The organism is Prescottella agglutinans, from assembly GCF_004011865.1.
Lineage (GTDB): Bacteria > Actinomycetota > Actinomycetes > Mycobacteriales > Mycobacteriaceae > Prescottella > Prescottella agglutinans.
Window position 1 is genome coordinate 171,558 of the sequence record NZ_RKLP01000013.1, and the last position, 20,395, is coordinate 191,952.

Consider the following 20,395-nt stretch of genomic DNA (forward strand, 5'->3'; position numbering starts at 1 on the left):
AAGCTTCGAAAAGTTTCACTCCAATCTTCAACGATAGCGTCGAGGGTAGTTCCTTCCGGAAGGGGTGTTTCATGTCCACCGCCACATCGCTGGGTGCCCTCGGCCGTCAACTCGACGACCCGGCAAGCCTGGGCCGTGCCGTCGACGACCTGCTCGCCGACCGGGCCGAGCCGCCCGCCCTGCTCGCCCTCGGCGAGCCGACGCACGGGATCGAGGCGTTCCCGTTGCTGCGCAACGACCTTCTCGCCCACCTGGTCGGGCGGGGATACCGGTCGATCGCGCTGGAGACCGATGCCTTCGCGGCGTCCGTGGTCGACGCCTACGTGAACGGTGCCGACGCGGAGATCGACGAGGTGCTCGCGGCCGGGTTCAGCCACGGGTTCGGGGCCGTACCGGGCAACCGGGAACTCGTCGAGTGGCTGCGCGCCCTCAACGCCGGCCGCGCACCGCAGGACCGGGTCCGCTTCCACGGCTTCGACGCACCGTTGGAGTTCGCCGGTGCGCCGAGCCCTCGCCGCGCCCTGTGCTCGGTCGCCGCCTTCCTGCCCGAGGCACTGCGGCCCGCGTCGGCCCGCGGCCTCGACGCGCTGCTCGGCGACGACTGCGAGGACCGGGCCTGGACGAACCAGGCGGCCATGTTCGACCCGGCAGCGTCCATCGGCGACTCCGAGCGGGCTCGCGCCCTGCGCATCGTCGCCGACGACCTCGCCAGCGCGCTGCGGCGCGCGGCACCCGGCCTGCGCGCCGCCGACCCGGCCGGCTACGACCACGCCGTCGCGCACGCGCGCACCGCCCAGGGCCTGCTGCGCTATCACGCGGCCATGGCGAGTCCCGGGCCCGACCGCATCGCCACCCTGCTCAGCCTGCGCGCCGAGATGATGGCCCAGAACCTGCTCGCCGTCGTGGCGGAGGAGCAGGGACGCGGGCCGACCCTGGTGTTCGCTCACAACGTGCACCTGCAGCGTGCACGGTCCCACCTGTCGGTCGACGACGGCGACGTGAACTGGTGCAGCGCAGGCGCGCTCGTCGGGCACACCCTCGGTGACCGTTACATGTTCCTGGCAACGGACGCGAGCCTCCACCAGGGTCCGGGCACCCTGCAGGGTGAGCTCGCCGGGGCGACCGGCCGCCGCGCCCTGTTCCCCGTGCCTGCCCTGCGCGGCGCGCTTCCCCCGTCGATCGGCACCGGCGAACCGATCGTGCGCGGGCACATCCCGCTGAACCCGGCAGAGTTGGACGGCGCCGACGCGGTCGTCTTCATCACCGACACCGACGGAAGACAGCATCGGTATTGGTAGCCGCACCCGAGGGCGGGTGATCCTGCGGGTCGGGGATAGTCTCGAAGTGTGGGCGCGCCCGCGTCCCCGGTGAGGTGAAAGGACGATGGACCGCCACCGACCAACCGATCGGCGGTGTCGGCCGTGAACGGCGGCACGCTGCTCAGCGCCGTTCTCGTCGTGGTGTTCATCCTGATCGGTGGTGTGTTCGCCGCGACCGAGATCGCGCTCGTGTCGCTGCGGGAAGGTCAGATCCGGGCGCTCGAACAGCGCAGCCGGCGGGGAGCGCGCGCCGCCGGCCTGGCCCGGAATCCCAACCGCTTCCTCTCCTCGGTCCAGATCGGGGTCACCGTGGCCGGCTTCTTCTCCGCCGCGTACGGTGCGTCGACCCTCGCCCCGAGTTTCGCTCCGACGCTGCAGGATTGGGGTCTGTCGGCGGGCGCTGCGGATGCCGTGGCGCTCATCTGCACGACCCTGGTGATCTCGTACCTGTCGTTGGTGCTCGGGGAGCTCGTTCCGAAACGCATTGCGTTGCAGAACGCCACCGGTGTCGCGTTGACCACGGCGCCGCCACTGGACCGCTTCGCGACCCTCGTCCGTCCGGTGATCTGGTTCCTGTCGGTCTCGACCGACGGGCTCGTCCGCATTCTCGGCGGGGATCCGTCCCGCAAGAGCGAGGAGATCACGCCCGGGGAGTTACGCGAACTGGTCCTGGGGCACGGCGGCATCGCGGACGAGGAGCGGCGCGTGCTCTCCGAGGTGTTCGACGTGGGGCAGCGGACCCTGACCGAGGTGATGCGGCCGCGGACCGAGGTGGATTTCCTGGCCGCGGACATCCCGGTTCGCAAGGCGCGCGGTGAGGCCCTGGCGCTGGGCCACAGCCGGTACCCGGTCGTGGGCACCTCGCTCGACGACATCGTGGGGTTCGTCCACGTTCGGGATCTCCTGCTCGCCGATCCGGAACGGACGCCCGCCGTCGGTCAGCTGTGCCGACCGATCCTGCGGTTGCCCGGATCCAAGCCCGCGTTGGCGGCTCTGTCGTTGATGCGACGCGGCAACGAACAGATCCTCCTCGTCGTCGACGAGTACGGGGGCACGGCCGGCATCGCGACCCTCGAGGACATCGTCGAGGAAGTCGTCGGAGAGATCCGTGACGAGTTCGACCCGCTGCCGTCCGAGTCCGTCGACGCCGGGGACGCGGGTCGGGAGATCGACGGGTTGCTGTTGGTCGAGGACTTCGAGAAGGAAGCCGGCGCAACGGTTCCCGTGGGGCCGTACGAGACCGTCGCGGGTTACGTACTGCACCGCCTGCAGCGGCTTCCCCGGCTCGGAGACCGTGTCGACGTCGACGGGTACCGGTTGACGGTCAGCGAGCTGGACGGTCGCCGGATCGCGGCGTTGCGGCTCTCGGGGCGGGGTCCCGCGGTCGAGGACCGGCCTCGATGACCCGAACGCGATCGGGGCGCGGGCCGCGAGGCATAGAATCGACGGGCGGGTTCGAGGCATCGAGACGGCGAGGCCGGGGGATTCGATGGATGACGAGAGAGCGGTTTCGGACGAGCAGTCGGAGCTGAAGGACAGCGTCGACGAGCTCACGTCCTCCCTGCAGGAACTGTCGGGCCTGCTCGACGACGTCGGCGAGTTGGAACGGGTCCTGCAGAGTCTCGTCGAGAGTGCCGTCCGAATAGTTCCGGACGCCGACATGGGTGGTGTCACGATTCTTCGTGACGGCGAAGCGGAGACGGTGGCGGCCACGGATGCCCGGGTTCGCGAAATCGACAGCACACAATACGATCTCGACGACGGACCGTGCCTGCGTTCCGCGCGCGAGCAAGCCTCCCAGAACGTCAGCAGGGACGAGGTTCGCCGCCGTTGGCCCGAACTCGCCGAAGCGGCCGAGGGTCACGGGGTCGGCAGCTTCATCGCGTCGCCGTTGACGTTCGACGACCGCGTCAGCGGCTCGTTCAATCTGTACAGCGCCGACGACGACGGCTTCCGGATGTTGGACGAGTCGCTCCTCGAGGCATTCACGACAGCCGCGATGGTCGCTCTCCATCAAGCGCAGCGCTACGACGGGGCCCGACGGTCGGTGCAGCAATTGGAGGCCGCGCTGAATTCGCGGGCATCGATCGACCACGCGATCGGTGCGGTCATGGCGCTGCACGGCGTCGGCCCGCAGGCCGCGTTCGATCTCATCGTCAAGACCTCCCAGCAGCGCAACACCAAGCTTCGTGACGTCGCGCAACAACTCCTCTCCAAGATCGATCGGTCGTAGCGGCGCCGACACCTCAGATGAGAAGCTTGGCGACCACGACGCTGAACAGGATCAGCGCTGCGGCGGTTGCGACGAGCAGGACCGAGCCGCCGAACACCAGCGTCGTCGCGGTGACGGAACCGGCAGACAGCGCTGCGACGCGGACTGTGCAGCACCGTTCGCGGCCCTCTGTAACGGACAGATCGTCACCATCGGCGGCACGGAGGCTGCCGACGGGTTCGAGATGATGACGAGGAGGAGAAAGAAGAGTCACGGGTGCCCTCACGGTGAAACTGCACGGAGGGGAACACATGGCGGCGGCCAGTGCGACGGTTCGTGTTCCCCCGACGCCGGCTGACTGCCCAACCTTGCGTTCCAAGGTAACGGTCCGACGACAGGGTGTGCAATGCCCAGGTGTCGAATCGTTACCGGGCGTTCGAAGGGGCCGGTTCGGCGTAGCAGTCACGGATCTCCACATCCATCGGAAACCGTACGGGCGTATCGCCGAACAGGAGTCGGGTCGCGGCACCGGCGGCCGCGAGGACGTGCACCGCCGCGGCGTCGGGGCGACGGGTGTGGACCACCACCTCGTCGTGCTGGAAGAACACCAGTTCGCCGTCGTCGGGCGAATCGGCCAGCCGACGGCGCAGATCTGCGAGCAGGCACAGGGCCCACTCCGAGGCGGTGGCCTGCACGACGAAGTTGCGGGTGAAGCGCCCGCGGGCGTGCGCGTCCCCGTTCGACCACCACGAATCCGACGGCGGCGGGCAGGCCCGGCCCAGCAGCGAGTGCACCACCTCGCCCCGCTCGCCGGCCCGGGCGGCGTCCTCGACGAGTTGCACCGCCACCGGAAAACGCCTGCGCAGCATGGTCAGAAGGGCGCGGGCCTCGCCTGCGGTGGCGCCGTACAGGACGCCGAGGATCGCGATCTTGGCCTTGGCGCGATCGCCGCCGAACGCCTCCGCGGCGACGAGGGCGTACAGGTCGTCGGCCCCCGCGGCGGCCATCATGCGAGCGTCGGCGGACATCGCGGCGAGGATGCGAGGCTCGAGCTGGCCGGCGTCGGCGATCACGAACGTGTGCCCGCGTTCGGCGATCACGCTCGTGCGCAACGCTTTCGGGATCTGCAGTGCGCCACCGCCGCGGCTGGCCCAGCGGCCCGACACCACCCCACCGGGCACGTACACCGGGCGGAACCGATTGCCGCGCACCCACGCGTCGAGCCACGTCCAGCCGTTGGTGCTGTGCAGCTTCGCCAGATCGCGGTAGCGCAGCAGCGGTTCGACGGCGGGGTGCTCGATCTCGCGCAGCAGGTACTTGCGGGTGGAGCCCAGTTCGATGCCCTCCCGCGCGAACGCCGCCACCACCTCGGGCTGCGACGCCGGGTTGACCGGGCGCCCGAACGCGGCCGAGACCTCGTCGGCTACCTCGCGCAGGCGCGCGGGCGGCGTGTGGTCGGGGGTGCGCGGGCCCAATGCATCGGCGAGCAGTGCCAGGTGTGCCTCGGTGGAGAACGGCAGGCCGTCGTGGCTCATCTCGGCGGCCGCGAGCCCACCCGCGGACTCGGCGGCCACCAACAGGCGCAGTCGTCGATCACTCCCGATCGCCGCGACCTGGGCGCGGTGCCGCTCGAGCACCACGTCGGGTGCCGTCCACGGGACCGCGTCGAACAATCCGATCCGATCGTCGACGGGCGCCTCGGCCACCGGAACGAACCGTCCGGCGCGCGTGTCCAGCAGCGCCCCGGTGAGCGTCAGGTCGTGGCTTCGCTGCACCCGGACCCCGGCGGCCAACAGCAGCGGATACGCCCGGGCGGTGTCCTCGAACACCCAGCGGGGATGCTCGGCCTCCTCGATCTCCCGGACCGTCGCGGCGACATCTTCCGTGCGCTGCGGCACGCCCGCGGGATCTCCCGACTCGTCGGTCCGGATCAGCGTGGCACCGCCGCCGTCGGGTACCAGCACCGTTCTCACGCCGACCAGTGTGCGCTTCGGTACCGACACGACGGTGTCGGACCGACGGGCCGGCCTCGGCCGGACCGACCGGCTGTGTCGGTTCCTCAAATCGCTCCCTCCCGCGCGCGGGACTACGGGGCGGGACTACGGGTTGGTACCGTTTCGTGCCGGGCCGCGACCTCACGTCGTTCGACCGGCTCAGCACATCCGAAAGTGGAGGTTCCGTGGCTGGTGGTCTTGTCGCCCTCTTGGACGACGTCGCAGCGATCGCGAAAGCGGCCGCGGCATCCATCGACGACGTCGGCGCTGCGGCCGGCAAGGCAAGCATCAAGGCGGCTGGGGTGGTCGTGGACGACACCGCCGTCACGCCCCGCTACGTGCACGGCTTCTCGCCGAAGCGGGAGCTGCCGATCATCCGCAAGATCGCGATCGGGTCGATCCGTAACAAGCTCCTGATCATCCTGCCGGTGGCGATGATCCTCAGCCAGTTCCTGCCGCAGGCGCTGCCCTATCTGCTGATCGCCGGCGGTCTGTTCCTTTGCTACGAGGGCGCCGAGAAGGTCTACGAGGCGCTCACCGGCGGTCACCAGGAGGACGAGGACACGACGGCCGATCAGGACGCGCCCGAGCGCGAGAAGGCCATGGTCAGCAGTGCGATCCGCACCGACCTGATCCTGTCCGCCGAGATCATGGTGATCTCCCTGTCGTCGGTCGAGGACGAACCGTTCTTCACCCGACTGATGGTCCTCATCGTCGTCGCGATCCTCATCACCATCCTCGTGTACGGCGTCGTCGCCCTCATCGTGAAGATGGACGACGTGGGCCTCGCGCTCGCCCAGCGCAAGTCGACGGCCAGCCAGCGGATCGGCCGCGGCCTCGTGGCTGCCATGCCGAAGGTGATGGCGGTGCTCACGGTCGTCGGCATCGCCGCCATGCTGTGGGTCGGCGGCCACATCCTCCTCGTCAACGTCGGCGAAGCCGGATTCCACTGGCCGGCGGATCGTCTGCACGACCTCGAACACTGGTCCGGTGAACTCGTGCACGGCGGCTTCGGTGGCGTCCTGTCGTGGACCGCGGGCACCGTGGCGTCCGCCGTCGTCGGACTCATCGTCGGCGCGATCGCCGTGCTGATCGCGCACCTGATTCCGACGCGGAAGAAGAGCGCAGCGCACTGACGGCCCGAGAATCACCTGGATGTCGGGGCTGCGCTGGATGAGCGCTCGCTAGGTCGTAGCTTCCTCCACGGTCGTGGTGGGGAACCGGCGCGCGACGTTCTCCGCGGTGGACGGGCCGGGAGCCCAGGCGGCGATCCACGGTCCCGTGCCCTCGGACTGGTCGAGGACGCCGGACTCGAGCCAGGTGTAGTCGCCGCCGAGCACGCTGCCGGCGATGCGATGGTCGGTCTCGTCGGTGTTCTCCCACAGCGCGGCGAACAGTCGGTCGATGCGCAGCCGGGACTGCTGACAGAAGGCGTCGGCCAGATCGGTGGCGGCCGCGCCCCTGGCCGGATCCTCGGTGCGTTCCATCTCGGCGCGCACGCAGGCCGCCGACATGGCGAACAGTTCGGCGCCGATGTCGACGATGCGGCCGAGGAAGGACTGGTGCTTCTCCATGCCGGCCTGCCAGCGTGCCATGCCGTAGAACGTGGACCGTGCCAGCTTGCGCGCATTGCGCTCGACGAACCGCAGATGTGTTGCCAGCGAATTGAATTCACCGTAGGAGTTGGGCAGTTGCCCCTTCCCGGAGACCAGGTGCGGCAGCCACTTGGCGTAGAATCCGCTGGCCCCGAGCGCGGCCTTGGCCTTGTGCTGCATGTCCGCCTTGGGGTCGGCCAGGTCGCCGGCGGCGGTCAGGTGCGCGTCGACGGCTTCGCGGGCGATGAGCAGTCGCATGATCTCGCTCGACCCCTCGAAGATCCGGTTGATACGCAGGTCCCGCACCAGTTGTTCGGCCGGCACCGCGCGTTCACCGCGGGCGGCCAGCGACTCGGCCGTCTCGTAGCCGCGCCCGCCGCGGATCTGGATGAGTTCGTCGGCGATCCGGCAGGCCATCTCGCTGGCCCACAACTTGGCGAGCGCGGCCTCGATGCGGATGTCGTTGCGGCCCTCGTCGGCCATCTGGCCGGACAGATCCAGCACGGCTTCCAGCGCGAACGTGGTGGCCGCGATGAACGAGATCTTCGCCTCCACGGCGCCGTGACCGCCGATCGGCTTGCCCCACTGCACCCGCTCGGCGGACCACTCGCGGGCGATCTTGAGGGACCACTTGCCGGCCGCGGTACACATCGCGGGCAGCGCCAGCCTGCCGGTGTTCAGCGTGGTCAACGCGATTTTCAGGCCGTCGCCCTCGCGCCCGATGAGGTTCTCGGCGGGGACACGCACCCGGTGCAGTCGGGTGACGCCGTTCTCGATTCCCCGCAGACCCATGAAGGCGTTGCGGCGTTCGACGGTGATGCCGGGCGAGTCCGCCTCGACCACGAACGCGCTGATTCCGCCGCGGTGGTCCCCTTCGCGTGGCACCCGCGCCATCACCACCAGTAGTTCGGCGACGACGCCGTTGGTGGTCCACAGCTTGACGCCGTCGAGCAGGTAGGCCGAACCGTCCTCGGTCGGGGTCGCGGTACAGGCCATCCGCGCCGGGTCCGAGCCCACGTCGGGTTCGGTCAGCAGGAACGCCGAAACAGCGCCTCTCGCGCAGCGCGGCAGGAACTTTCGCTTCTGTTCGTCGGTGCCGGCCAGCTTCAGCGGCTCCGGCACGCCGATCGACTGGTGCGCCGACAACAGTGCCGCGATGCTCGGGTGCACCGACGACACCACCATCAGCGCGCGGTTGTAGGCGACCTGCGACAGGCCGAGTCCGCCGTACTCGGTGGGCACCTTGAACCCGAAGCAGCCTCGTTCGGCCAGACCGGCGACGTACTCGTCGGGGATGCGGGCGTCCCGCTCGATCACCGACCCGTCGAGGCCGCGGCAGTACTCCTCCAGTTCGGCGATGAACGCCTCGGTCCGTGCCTCCTCGGCGGCCGTGGGCCGGGGAAAGGGGTGTACCAGGTCGAGCCGGAACCGGCCGAGAAACAACTCCTTGGCGAACGAGGGCTTGTCCCAGCCACCCTCGCGCGCTTCCTCGGCGACCGCTCTCGCCTGTTCTTCCGTCACCTCGGTGGGTGCAACCATGATCCGCCTCCTCGAAGAGCGCGATCGAAGAACCTATCCGCAAAGCTACTGGCGAGTATTCCCCTCGATTCGGGTTTGCGAAACCCGTGCCAGAATCGATGCGGAGGTAACGATGGTCAGCTCGGCAAGGCCCCCGGCGTACACGATGCGCCAATTGTTCGTTTTCGTCGCGGTGGCCGAGACCGGCACCATCCGCGCCGCGGCCGACCGGCTCCACGTCTCCCAGTCCGCGGTGTCGCTCGCGATCACCGAACTCGAACGCGGACTGAAGTCGCAGCTGTGCGTGCGCCGCCGCGCCCACGGCGTCCAGCTGACGCCGACCGGCGAGCGGGTGCTGACGCGGGCGAAGGCCCTGCTCGAGCAGGCCGGGGACCTCGCGGCGGAGGCGTCGGGCACCGCGGGCGTCCTCACCGGCCCACTCGCGATCGGTTGCTACTCCTCGCTCGGCCCGACCCTGCTGCCCCGGCTGCTCTACGAGTTCAACCAGCTGCATCCACAGGTGACGGTCGACTTCGTCGAGGACACCCAGGACCGGCTCGAGCAGCGCCTGATGACGGGCGAACTGGACCTCGCCATCGTCTACGACCTCGACCTGTCGCCCGAGCTGCGGCGAACCCGCATGGATACCCGCCAGCCGGCGATCCTGCTGCCCGCCGATCACCGGCTGGCCGGCGCCCCCGTCGTCGAACTGGCCGAACTCGCCGACGAGCCGATGGTGCTGCTCGACGCGCCACCGAGTTCGTTCCACGCGCTGCAGATGTGCAGCCGGGCCGGGTTCACGCCGCAGATCAGATTCCGCCCGAAGAATTTCGAGACCGCCCGCGCACTGGTGGGCCGCGGTTTCGGCTGGACCCTGCTGATCCAGCGCCCCCAGCTCGACGTCACCTACGAGGGGCTCGACGTCGTCGTCCGGCCTGAGGTGGAGCCTCCGGTGCCGGAGGTCGACATCCTGCTGGTGTGGTCGCAGGATGCGCTCCTCAGCCGGGCGGCGCGGGCGTTCGTGGAGTTCGCGGCGGACGGCGACGGCAGCCCGTTCTGACCGGTGTCGGGGTCGTCACATGTGACGAGCTTCCGCGCGACATCGGAGACCCGTCGGGGCAGGATTCGCTGTGGCGGTCCGCCTCTCCGGCCGATACCGCACCGGGTGTTGCCATCCCCAGGATTCCTGTGCAAGCACCCCGTTTTCTTGCGCTTTTCACGCGATGTGATCCAGGTCAAGATGTCCTGCAGGCCGCTTTGTCGGCACGCGCGCAGGTGGGTTCTTCCCGGCGCGCTTCCAGAGTTGAAAGGCACCCGAACCATGACGGCAACCATGGCTGCGGCTCCGCCGCAGGAGTTGCACCGCAGGGCCCGCAAGGCCGCGCTCGGCAGCTTCGTCGGCACCGCGATCGAGTGGTACGACTTCTTCATCTACGGCACGGCTGCCGCGCTGGTGCTCGGTCACCAGTTCTTCCCGAACTCCTCGGACCTGGCCGGCACCCTGGCCTCGTTCGCGACCCTGGCCGTCGGCTTCGTCGCGCGCCCCATCGGTGGCGTCGTCATGGGTCACTTCGGTGACCGCGTCGGCCGCAAGTCGATGCTCGTCATCTCGCTGCTGCTCATGGGCTTCGCGACCGTCGGCATCGGCGTGCTGCCGAACTACGACGCGATCGGCGTGTTCGCCCCGATCCTGCTGGTGACGCTGCGCTTCATCCAGGGCCTCGGCGTGGGCGGCGAGTGGGGCGGCGCGGTGCTCGTCGCCACCGAGAACGCCCCCGCGGGCCGCAAGGGCCTCTACGGCGCGGCCCCGCAGATCGGCGTCCCGGCCGGTGTCCTCGTCGCGAACCTCGTCTACCTGCCGCTGACCGCCTTCATGAGCGACGAGACGTTCAAGGCGTGGGGCTGGCGCATCCCGTTCCTGCTCAGCGCCGTCCTGGTCCTGGTCGCGATGTGGATCCGTCTCGGTCTCGAGGAGAGCAACGAGTTCCAGGAGACCAGGGACCAGGCGCAGCCGGACAAGCTGCCGATCGTCGAGGTCCTCACCAAGCACTGGAAGACGGTTCTGCTGGCGGGCGGCACGTTCATCGCCACCAACGGCATTGCGTACGCCTACATGGTCTACGTCCTCAAGTACGGCGAGACCGAACTGGGCTTCAGCAAGACCACGATGCTGTTCCTGCTGATCGGCTCGTGCCCGTTCTGGATGGGCGGCATGGCGTACAGCGCGTGGAAGTCCGACACCCTGGGCCGCCGCACCGTCTACGTCCGCAGTTCGATCGCGCTCGTCGTCGTGGCCGCCGCGTTCTTCCCGCTCATGGACACCGCGGTGCTGCCGCTCATGGCCGTCACGATGATCGCGATGGGCTTCGTCCTCGGCTGCTGCGCCGGCCCACAGTCCGCGCTGTTCGCGGAGCTGTTCCCGCCGGCGATCCGCTACTCGGGTGCCTCCCTCGGCTACCAGATCGGCGCCATCCTCGGTGGCGGCCTCGCCCCGATCATCGCCACCGCGCTGTACGCGAGCTTCGACACGTCGCTCGCGATCACCGGCTACTTCGTGCTGATCGCGCTGATCAGCCTCGCCAGCATTCTCGTGCTGAAGGTTCCCGGTACCAAGTCCTCCCGTCCGATCGAGCAGGAAGCGGAGTAAGTCAGTGTCGACCTACTACCAGCCCAAGAAGTACCCGGCCTCGACCTTCGATTCGATGGCGGCCACCGACGAGACGCTGCCCGTCGTCATCGTCGGCGCCGGCCCCGTCGGCATGGCCGTCGCGCTCGGCCTCGCACAGCGCGGCATCCCCGTCACGATCCTCGAGGCCGCCGACCAGGTGTCGTTCGGCAGCCGCGCCATCTGCATCTCCCGCCACAGCCTCGAGGCCGCCGCGCGCCTCGGCTTCGGCGTCGAGCTCGAGAAGGTCGTCCTGCCGTGGGTCGGCGGCCGCAGCTTCTACCGTGACCAGCAGGTGCTGCACTTCCAGATGCGCAACGCCGACCACGACGTGCGCCCGCCCATGATCAACGTCTCCCAGTCGGAGTTCGAGCAGATCATGGTCGACACGATCGAGGCGCATCCGCTCATCACGCTGCACTGGTCGGCGAGCATCGCCGGCGTGCTGCGCGCCGACGACGAGGTCACCCTCGAGATCGACACGGCCGACGGCAAGCGCCACCTGCGCGCCCGCTGGGTCGTGGCTGCCGACGGTGGCCGCAGCCGCATGCGCGAGCTGGCCGGACTTCGGCTGCAGGGCAACAACTACGACGGCCGCTACGTCATCGCCGACATCCACTGGGAGTCGGAGCTGCCCGCCGAGCGCATGGTCTGGTTCGATCCGCCGAGCAACCCCGGCTCGACGATCATCATGCACAAGCAGCCCAAGAACATCTGGCGTATCGACTACCAGCTGGATCCGTCCGAGGACGCCGAGATCGAGACCCAGGAGGACCGCATCCGGGACCGCATCACGCGGCACCTGGAGTGGCTGCAGAACGATCTGCCCTGGACGCTCGAGTGGCACGGCTTCTACAGCGCCCGCGCCCTCGCGCTCGAGGACTTCACCCACGGCCGCCTCCTGTTCGCCGGCGACGCCGCCCACCTGGTGCCGATCTTCGGTGTCCGAGGCCTCAACTCGGGCATGGAGGACGCCGAGACCCTCGCGTGGCAGCTGGCCGCGGTGATCCAGGGCAACGCCGGCACCGAACTGCTGCAGGCGTACTCGGTGGAGCGTCACGACGCGTGGCGGCAGAACGTGGCGAACGCCGGCAAGAGCACGCTCATCATGTCGCCCGGCAGCCACGGCTACCTGACGACGCGCGACGCGATCCTCGCGCTGGCCGTCAACCGCCCCGAGTTCAGCCACCTCATCAACCCGCGTCAGTCCAGCGCCACCAACGCGCGGATCTCGCCGCTCACGTGGCCCACCCCGGCCGACGTCGCGGGCGTCGCCGCAGGCGACCCGGTCGACGACCGTCGTGTGGTCACCGTCGACGGCACCGAGACGTCGCTCAACAAGTTGCGCGGCACCGGTTTCGCTGTGCTCGGCGTGAACGTCGACGCCCCCGCGCTGGCCGGCGCGGCCGCGACCCTCGCCGGCGCCCTCGCGCCGGAGTCGGTGCGCGCCATCCTGATCGGCTCGGACACGTCCGACGCCAGCGTCTCCGTGATTCCCGACGCCGACGGCGGGATCGTGGCCGCCCTCGGCGCCCGCGACGGCGAGGTGTTCGTGATCCGCCCCGACGGCCTGCTGCTGTGCCGCATCGACGGTGTCGGCCGCATCGAGGACGTCGCCCGCCACCTGAGCCTGGGCGACGCCCCGGCCGGTGCCAGCGCCGCCGTCGACAGCGGACCGGCGATCGACCCGGCCGAACTCCGCCGCGAGAACGTGTGGATGGGCCTGTCCGACGCCCTCGACCAGGTCGGCGAGAACGATCGCGAGGGGTTCCTCGCCCGCCTCGCTCTCGTGCTCGGTTCGCAGGTGGGACAGCGTGAGTTCGAGGAGGCCATCGCGGCCGCCGCCGATCCGTCGCTCACCGTTCCGGCCGACCAGGACGCGGACGCCACCATCGGTGGCTGAGCAGATCTCCGCGACCGGGGCCGCACGGCACACGCCGGCGGCCCCGGTCGCGTCTGTGTGGGGACGACCTCGGGATGAGCCTGACCGCGTCCGGCGTGCTTCTCTCGTCGTACACGTTCGTGGGCGCGCTGCTGGGCAGTGCCGCAGGCGGATTCGTGGACAGGTGGGGTCGGCGCCGGATGCTGGCGCTCGCGCTGGCCGTCCTCGCGGCCGGCGCCGGGCTGGGTGCGGTCGGTCCCGGCATCCCGGCCCTGCTGTTCTCCCGGGTCCTCGAGGGGCTCGGCTTCATGGGCGTCGCGGTGTCCGCGCCCGCGATCATCACCGCGGTCGCGGGGGACCGGCATCGCCGGTTCGCGCTCGGCATGTGGGGGATCTACATGCCGCTCGGGCAGTTCCTCGCGATCCTGCTGGGGCCGTGGGTGATCGGTGCGATCGGCTGGCGCGGGCTGTGGGCGGTCAACGCTGGGTTGCTGCTCGCGTGCGCGGCCCTGGTGGTGGCGGTGGTGCCTGTGGTGACGGCTGTCCCCCCGGTAACGCCCGATGGCGCGACACCAGCACCCGTGTGGCGCAATTCGGCCGCGGTGCTGCTGGCCGTCGCGTTCGGCACCTACTCGCTGCAGTACCTCGCGGTGATCGGGTTCCTGCCCACGATGTACGCCGCGGGCGGGTGGGCGGACACCTCCGCCGCGGTGCTCACGGCCCTCGTCGTCTTCGGCAACATAGTCGGCAACGTCAGTGCCGGTGTGCTGCTGCACCGGGGCGTGCGGCCCGGCACGCTCGTCGCGGTCGCCGCGACGTCCATGGGCCTGGCCGCCGTCGCCGTGTACGCCGGCTGGGCGCCGTTCGGCCTGTCCTACTCCGCCGCAGTCGCTTTCGCGCTGCTCGGCGGTCACCTGCCGGCCGCGGTGTTCGCGGCCGTTCCCACCGCCGCCCGGGGGCCGCGCGAGATCGGCCCGGTCAACGGGCTGGTGGTGCAGATGTCGAACGTCGGCTCGATCGTGGGACCGCCGGCGGTCGCGTTCGTCGTCACCCACGTCGGCGGCTGGTCGCTGAGCCCGCTGGTGCTGACGACCGCCGCTGTGGCCTCCCTCGCCGCCGGGCTCGCCTTGCGGGCCCGGGAGTCTCGCTGACGAGGTTTCACTCTCCATGGATGAGGCGCGTTCGCGTCGTGGCGGCTTAACCTGCTGTCCGGCGCCCCGCAGCCACGACGGACGGTCAGGCGTCGAACTGTCCCGCACTGAGGAGGTCTCGTGACAGAAGACGATTCGGCCTACGAGTTCGACGGGGGCTATCCGACGCCCGAGACGGTCGCGCGAGTGTACGACGAGGTGGACCTGCAACGAGCGGTGTCGGCCTATCGGCTCTTCTTCCCGACCGTGTCCGGACTGGCGATCTTCAAGGGGAACAACGCCGTCGGGGTGTTCGAGAACAGAGTCTTCGGAACCCTGGAGACGAAGCCGAAGCACGTCGGGTTCACCCTCAACTCGGACACACCGTATGCGCCGGTCCTACTTGATCTCAGGGACGGGCCGCTGGTGATCGAGCTGCCCCCGGGCCCGCTGATCTGCGTCGCGATGGACCTCAACCAGCGCTGGGTGCTGGACATGGGCCTTCCGGGGCCCGATGCCGGACACGGCGGACAGCACCTGCTGGTCCCGCCGGACTACGACCAGGAGATCCCGGACGGCTACTACGTCGGTAGGTCCACGACGTACCGGGTGCTCGGTGGAATCCGGTCGCTGCCGGTGGGCGGCGACGTGAAGGGTGCGACCGAGCGGTTGCGGACGGTGAATGTCCGTCCGCTCGACCCGACACGGGAGTGGGCCGCGCCGACATGGCTGGACCTGACGCAGGCTCCGCAGGACACCACGCCGCTCCGGTGGGAGAACGGCATCGGCTACTGGCAGGCGCTGCACGAGGTCGTCGACACCGAGCCCGCCCTGCCGGAGTTCCACATCGCCTACGGCGACCTGGCCGCGCTCGGCATCGCCAAGGGGCAACCGTTCGCGCCCGACGCGCGGATGACGGAGATCCTCGAGCGCGCGGCTCGCATCGGTAGTGCGCAGATGCGGGTTCAGTCATTCGCCGATCGTCGCCCCGATCGCGTCGTGTGGTCGGATAGGCGCTGGGAGTGGGCTGCGCTGCGGTTCGAGAACGGCGACTTCGAGCGGCCCGACTCGCTTGACGTCGAGGCGCGCGAGAAGTGGTTCTATCAGGCGATCGGCGCCTCACCCGCCATGTTCCGCCGGGACCCGGCCGCGGGCTCGCTGTACTGGCTGGGGGTCCGCGACAGCACCGGCGCGTACCTCGACGGGGGACGCACCTATCGGCTCACCGTTCCCCAGCCGGTTCCCGGCAAACTCTTCTGGTCCGTCTCGGTCTACGACGCCCGGACCCGCAGTCAGATCCAGACGGAGCAGACCGAGGCGGTGCTGAGTTCGCTGTTCGACTTCGGTGACGTCGAGGGTTCGGACTCGATCGACCTGTGGTTCGGACCCACGGCCCCCGCCGATCACGCGGGCCGGTGGATCCAGACCCTTCCCGGCTCGGGCTGGTTCGTGTACTTCCGCGTGTACGGCCCCGAGGCGCACGCCTTCGACGGCAGTTGGAAGCCCGGCGACTTCGAGCAGGTCGGCACCTGAGGGTCGCCGACCGGCCGCCGCGGCGATCAGCGGAGCAGTAGCGCTCCCAGCCGCCGGGCGGCGGCCATGACGGCCTCGCCCAGCTTCTGCTCCTCCGACGAGTCGAATACCGAGACGCCGATGCTGACGAGGTCGGCCGGCCTCCGGTTCGGCAGTGCGGCCGAGATTCCGGTGACCGAGTGAGTCACCTCCCCCGAGGTCACCGCGAACCCGCGTTCGCGGGCGCGGGTGACCTCGGGGCGTTCGCCCTCCCGCGGCGGTAGCGACGCGAGCATCGCCAGCCCCGCCGATCCGCGGTTGATCGGGTCGATCTGACCGGCGTCGAAGCCGACATGCGCCCGCGAATTCCGCGGCTCGATGACCATGAGCGCGCGGACCGCGTCCTCACCCTCTCGGACCGCGAGGTGCGCCGTAGCCTCCACGGCATCCGCCAGTTCCTCGAGAATTGGACGCGCGAGTTCGCGCAGATCCTGCTCCACCGAGCCTGCGAGCGTGACGAGTCCCGCGCCCAGCAGGATGCGCTTGTTCTCGGTGCGCCGGCACAGGCGGTGGGCCTCGAGTGTGCGCACGAGCCGATCCGCGACCGTCCGGTGCACGCCGATGCCCTCGCCGATCTCCGTGATCGTCAGTCCGTACTTGTGGTGCGTCAGCAACTCGAGGATCTCGAGGCCGTTGTGCAGCGTCTTCGACATTCGCGAATCCAGCTGGACGCCGCCCGTTCTCCCAGGACTTTCGTTCGTTTGTTCATCGGAACCGACCGATGCCATGGATCCCTCCCTTGACTCGTGTGAGGCGAGACACCTACTCTTCTTCTTAATCGCACTATGCGTTCGATTATCGCACACATGGCGGGTGCGGTGCAATCCCGATCGGGATGCGCCGGAGAGTGACCGAGGAGTTCGTTTCATGACCGCAACCGGTACCGAGGGCGCAGTGGGCGCCACCGACATCGACGCGCTGTCGTTCGTGGAGATCCATCAGCTCTACGGCCGGCAGAGCCACCTCATCGACGAGGGGCACGCGGTCGAGTGGGCGGCCACCTTCACGGCCGACGGCGAGTTCCACTCGCCGAGCTACCCGGCTCCGGTCGTCGGAGCGGCAGCGCTCGCCGACTTCGCGCGCGGGTTCTTCACCAACGCGTCCGTCGTCGGCGAGGTGCACCGGCACGTGCTCACCAACATCGTCGCCCGGCCCGCCGGTACGGACGAACTCGAGGTCCACGCCTACCTGCAGATCGTCGCGACCCGGATCGGCGGGGATTCCCGCCTCGTGCGGTTCACCACCGTCACCGACCGGGTGGTGCGAGAGGACGGTCAGTGGCGCATCGCGCGGCGCACCGTCCGTCGGGACGATCAGGCCCCGCAGTCCTGACAGCTCGGGGCTCGGCAGACGAGTATCCCGAATCTTTTGCAGAACATTGTTTTTGGAGGAACACCCGATCATGACCGAAACCGCTGACACCCAGAACCCCGGCCGCACCGACGCGTCGCTGATGACCGTGCTGTACCCGGAGATGGCCGGCAAGGTCGCCGTCGTCACCGGCGCCGCCCGCGGCATGGGCGCAGCTTTCGCGGCCGGTCTCGCCACCCGCGGCGTCAACGTCGTCGGTGCCGACATCAACGAAGATCAGATGACGGCCACCGCGGACGAGATCAACGCCGCGCTCGCCGCGAACTCGCTCGCCGAGACCCCCGGTCGCGTCGTCGGCGCCCGCATCGACGTCACCAAGGCCGACGAGCACGAGGCACTCGCGCAGACCGCGCTGAAGGAATTCGGCCGCATCGACTTCTGGATCAACAACGCGGGCATCTTCCCCTTCGCGCTCGTCGACGAGATCTCGCCCGAGCAGATCGCCGCGGTCCTCGACGTCAACGTCGAGGGTGTGCTGTTCGGCGCGCAGGCCGCGTCCCGTCACATGGTCGCGGGTGGTGCGATCGTGAACATGTCGTCGGTGTCGGCCCTGCGCATCCGCCGCGGCCGTGGCGCGTACTGCACGTCCAAGGCCGCCGTCGCGCACCTCACCGAGTCGCTCGCGGTCGAACTGGGCGACAAGGGGATCCGCGTCAACGCGATCGCCCCCGGCTACATCGACACCGAGATGACCCGCTGGGTCCGCGAGGATCCCGCCGCGCTCGAGCACGCGCTGAACGTGGTGCCGCTGCACCGCCTCGGCTCGCCCGAGGAGGTCTTCGGGCCGCTGCTGTTCCTGCTCTCGGACAGCGCCCGCTACGTCACCGGCCACTCCATCGCCGTCGACGGTGGGTCGCGCCATGTCTGATTCTGTCTCATACCCGGGAGTCGTCCTGGTCACCGGCGCCGCCGGCGGCATGGGCGCCAATCACGCGAAGGCGCTCGCCGCGCGCGGCGTGCACGTGTGCGTCGCGGACGTCGCGGACACGTCCGCGGTGATCGCCGAGATCGAGGCCGCCGGGGGCAGCGCGTCGGCGCACCACCTCGACGTCGCCGACTCCGCAGCCTGGACGCGCGTGATCGACGAGATCCGTTCCACCAAGGGTGAACTCGGAGGTCTGGTCAACAACGCCGGCATCAGCCGCCGACGCGAGTTCATGGACACGCCGGACGATGTCTGGGAGCTGACCATGCGGATCAACCTGTTCGGACCGTTCTACGGGATGAAGGCCGCCGCTCCGTTGATGAGGGAGAGCGGGGGCGGATCGATCGTGAACATCTCGTCGATCTCCGGCCAGGTCGGGTACTTCTCGCCGGCGTACGCGTCGAGCAAGTGGGGCCTGACCGGGCTGTCGAAGTCGGCGGCCGGACAGTTCGCGCAGTGGGGCATCCGGGTGAACTCCGTGCACCCCGGACTGGTGGGCACCGCTCTCGTCGGGGGAGCGGACGCCTTCGTCAAGGCCTCGCTGGAGAGCATTCCGGCCGGACGCATGGGCACCGTCGACGAGATCACGAACGCGGTGCTGTTCCTGCTGTCCGACCGGTCCACGTACATGAACGGCAGTGAGGTGACGGTGGACGGCGGCCTGGTGTCCAACGGGCTGTACCACCGCATCCTCGCCGAGACGGGAGGAGTCCTCTCATGAGTGAAGACAACTGGGACGTCGTCGTCATCGGTGGCGGCGGAGCGGGACTCGCGGCCGCGGTGTCCGCGGCCGAGCAGGGCGCGTCGGTGCTGCTGTTCGAGTCGCAGACCGAACTGGGCGGTTCGACGCAGCTGTCGGCGGGTCTGTTCACCGCCGCCGGCACCAGCGTCCAGCGCGGACTCGGCATCGAGGACTCGGCCGAGAAGTTCTTCCAGCACTACATGGACCTCAATCACTGGATGCTCAAGCCGGGCCTGATCCGGGCGTTCTGCGAGAACGCCGGTCCGACGCTGGAATGGCTCATCGGCCTGGGCGTGGAGATCCCCGCCCGGGAGTCGGCCAACGCGCACATGCCGGGCCTGGCCCAGGCGGGCGTCGAGGACGTCTGGCGCGGTCACGTCCCCAAGGATCAGGGCTACGGGTTGGTCCAGGTGCTCGACAAGGCGCGCCGCGACCGGGGCGTCGAGGTGGTCATGAACACCCGCGTGCAGTCGCTGCTCGTCGAGGACGGCCGCGTCGTCGGTGTGGTCGCCGACGACATCGAGGTCCGCGCGTCGGCGGTGGTGATCGCCAGCGGCGGCTTCGCGCAGAACAGGGAACTCGTCGACCGGCTGTACCCGTTCGCGAACCGGGGCGGCGATTCCCTGTTCGTCGTGGCCGCCGAGGGCAGCCAGGGCGATCACCTGGCGTTCGGTGAGCAGGTCGACGCCGCCGTCACCGGCGAGGGGTGGGGCCTGATGCTCCCCACCGCGTACTTCCAGCGCTTCCATCACTGGCAGTCGGGTTTCCCGCCCAAGTCGCGGATCTACGTCAACGGCGACGGCCGGCGGTTCATGGACGAGGACGCGTCGTACGCGGTCTCCACCGGGATCATCGACGCGCAGCAGGGCGGCGCCTGGGTCGTGTTCGATGAAAAGGCTCGACTGAATCTCCCTGTGGGATATACTGATTGGGCTCCCGAACGGATTCTCGACGAGGCCGACTCCGGGCGCACTCTCCGGGCCGACTCCCTCGCGGAACTGGCCGGTGCCATGGGCGTGCCGGCCGATGCGCTCGAGGCGGCCGTCACGCGGTGGAACGATCAACTTCCGAACGGTGTCGACGACGACTTCCTGCGCCATCGCACCCTCGCGAACAAGGGATCGACCGCCAACCCGGATCCGATCGACCAGGGCCCGTTCTACGCGGCCCGGTTGCTGCCCGCCGAACTCGTGTGCACCCACGCGGGCGTCGAGATCGACAGCAACGCATCAGTACTGGATCGAACCGGTCGTCCGCTCGACGGACTCTTCGCGGCCGGCGAGGCCGGAGCCGGCATCCTCGGCCTCCGGTACGTAGGCGGCGGCAACGCCGTGGCGAACGCCCTCACGATGGGCCGGATCGCCGGAATCAACGCCGCGCGCACCGCGCGCGGCGAGTCGATGACATCGACGGCACTGACAACTGCAGGAATCTGACACCGAGCGTGTTGCGTACCAGACACTTACAAAG

At 69.4% G+C, this 20,395-nt stretch carries 17 protein-coding genes; 13 read left to right on the forward strand and 4 right to left on the reverse strand.

Features of this window, described 5'->3' with window-relative positions; genetic code table 11:
- Positions 1–71: 71 nt before the first annotated feature.
- The 3 genes from EGT67_RS22775 (at position 72) to EGT67_RS22785 (ending at position 3,552) form a co-directional block, all read left to right on the forward strand.
- A complete protein-coding gene (locus tag EGT67_RS22775) occupies positions 72–1,298 on the forward strand; it encodes an erythromycin esterase family protein (protein ID WP_127918362.1) in 1,227 nt (408 codons plus the stop codon).
- Between the two features lie 123 nt (positions 1,299–1,421).
- On the forward strand, positions 1,422–2,723 hold the full coding sequence (locus EGT67_RS22780) for a hemolysin family protein (RefSeq protein WP_127918415.1): 1,302 nt from the start codon (positions 1,422–1,424) through the stop codon (positions 2,721–2,723).
- Positions 2,724–2,808: 85 nt separating this feature from the next.
- Entirely contained in the window at positions 2,809–3,552 is a 744-nt protein-coding gene (locus EGT67_RS22785) for a GAF and ANTAR domain-containing protein (protein WP_127918363.1), read from the forward strand.
- 13 nt (positions 3,553–3,565) lie between these two features.
- On the opposite strand, the gene EGT67_RS22790 is transcribed toward EGT67_RS22785, so the two are convergent.
- Positions 3,566–3,805 (reverse strand): hypothetical protein, encoded by a 240-nt coding sequence (locus tag EGT67_RS22790; RefSeq protein ID WP_127918364.1) that lies wholly within the window; start codon positions 3,803–3,805, stop codon positions 3,566–3,568.
- A gap of 151 nt (positions 3,806–3,956) precedes the next feature.
- On the reverse strand, positions 3,957–5,504 hold the full coding sequence (locus tag EGT67_RS22795) for a bifunctional 3'-5' exonuclease/DNA polymerase (protein WP_206612471.1): 1,548 nt from the start codon (positions 5,502–5,504) through the stop codon (positions 3,957–3,959).
- 206 nt (positions 5,505–5,710) lie between these two features.
- Between EGT67_RS22795 and EGT67_RS22800 the strand changes: the two genes are divergently transcribed.
- The gene (locus EGT67_RS22800) at positions 5,711–6,661 is read left to right on the forward strand and encodes a DUF808 domain-containing protein (protein ID WP_127918366.1); all 951 of its coding nucleotides are present in this window, start codon (positions 5,711–5,713) and stop codon (positions 6,659–6,661) included.
- A 48-nt stretch (positions 6,662–6,709) separates the two neighbouring features.
- Here the strand turns inward: EGT67_RS22800 and EGT67_RS22805 are convergent, their stop codons facing one another.
- Positions 6,710–8,659, reverse strand: coding sequence for an acyl-CoA dehydrogenase family protein (locus tag EGT67_RS22805; RefSeq protein ID WP_127918367.1), 1,950 nt, complete (start codon positions 8,657–8,659; stop codon positions 6,710–6,712).
- Between the two features lie 112 nt (positions 8,660–8,771).
- Between EGT67_RS22805 and EGT67_RS22810 the strand changes: the two genes are divergently transcribed.
- The 5 genes from EGT67_RS22810 to EGT67_RS22830 all read left to right on the forward strand — a co-directional run bounded on the left by EGT67_RS22810 (position 8,772) and on the right by EGT67_RS22830 (position 15,848).
- A complete protein-coding gene (locus EGT67_RS22810; RefSeq protein ID WP_127918368.1) occupies positions 8,772–9,698 on the forward strand; it encodes a LysR substrate-binding domain-containing protein in 927 nt (308 codons plus the stop codon).
- A 261-nt stretch (positions 9,699–9,959) separates the two neighbouring features.
- Positions 9,960–11,285 (forward strand): MFS transporter, encoded by a 1,326-nt coding sequence (locus EGT67_RS22815; protein WP_127918369.1) that lies wholly within the window; start codon positions 9,960–9,962, stop codon positions 11,283–11,285.
- 4 nt (positions 11,286–11,289) lie between these two features.
- The gene (locus tag EGT67_RS22820) at positions 11,290–13,206 is read left to right on the forward strand and encodes an FAD-dependent monooxygenase (RefSeq protein ID WP_127918370.1); all 1,917 of its coding nucleotides are present in this window, start codon (positions 11,290–11,292) and stop codon (positions 13,204–13,206) included.
- Positions 13,207–13,259: 53 nt separating this feature from the next.
- Positions 13,260–14,336, forward strand: coding sequence for an MFS transporter (locus EGT67_RS22825; protein WP_421958160.1), 1,077 nt, complete (start codon positions 13,260–13,262; stop codon positions 14,334–14,336).
- A 120-nt stretch (positions 14,337–14,456) separates the two neighbouring features.
- Positions 14,457–15,848: a DUF1254 domain-containing protein gene (locus EGT67_RS22830; protein ID WP_127918371.1), complete on the forward strand. Its 1,392-nt coding sequence runs from the start codon at positions 14,457–14,459 to the stop codon at positions 15,846–15,848.
- Between the two features lie 26 nt (positions 15,849–15,874).
- On the opposite strand, the gene EGT67_RS22835 is transcribed toward EGT67_RS22830, so the two are convergent.
- A complete protein-coding gene (locus EGT67_RS22835) occupies positions 15,875–16,615 on the reverse strand; it encodes an IclR family transcriptional regulator (protein WP_127918372.1) in 741 nt (246 codons plus the stop codon).
- Between the two features lie 139 nt (positions 16,616–16,754).
- Here EGT67_RS22835 and EGT67_RS22840 point away from each other — a divergent pair, with 139 nt between their 5' ends.
- From EGT67_RS22840 to EGT67_RS22855, 4 genes are all read left to right on the forward strand, one after another.
- The gene (locus EGT67_RS22840; protein WP_127918373.1) at positions 16,755–17,219 is read left to right on the forward strand and encodes a nuclear transport factor 2 family protein; all 465 of its coding nucleotides are present in this window, start codon (positions 16,755–16,757) and stop codon (positions 17,217–17,219) included.
- Positions 17,220–17,289: 70 nt separating this feature from the next.
- Entirely contained in the window at positions 17,290–18,126 is an 837-nt protein-coding gene (locus tag EGT67_RS22845; RefSeq protein ID WP_127918374.1) for an SDR family NAD(P)-dependent oxidoreductase, read from the forward strand.
- A complete protein-coding gene (locus EGT67_RS22850; RefSeq protein ID WP_127918375.1) occupies positions 18,119–18,904 on the forward strand; it encodes an SDR family NAD(P)-dependent oxidoreductase in 786 nt (261 codons plus the stop codon). The genes EGT67_RS22845 and EGT67_RS22850 overlap by 8 nt, the downstream gene beginning before the upstream one ends.
- Positions 18,901–20,361 (forward strand): FAD-dependent oxidoreductase, encoded by a 1,461-nt coding sequence (locus EGT67_RS22855; protein ID WP_127918376.1) that lies wholly within the window; start codon positions 18,901–18,903, stop codon positions 20,359–20,361. Before EGT67_RS22850 ends, EGT67_RS22855 begins: the two co-directional genes overlap by 4 nt.
- The last annotated feature ends 34 nt before the right edge of the window (positions 20,362–20,395 follow it).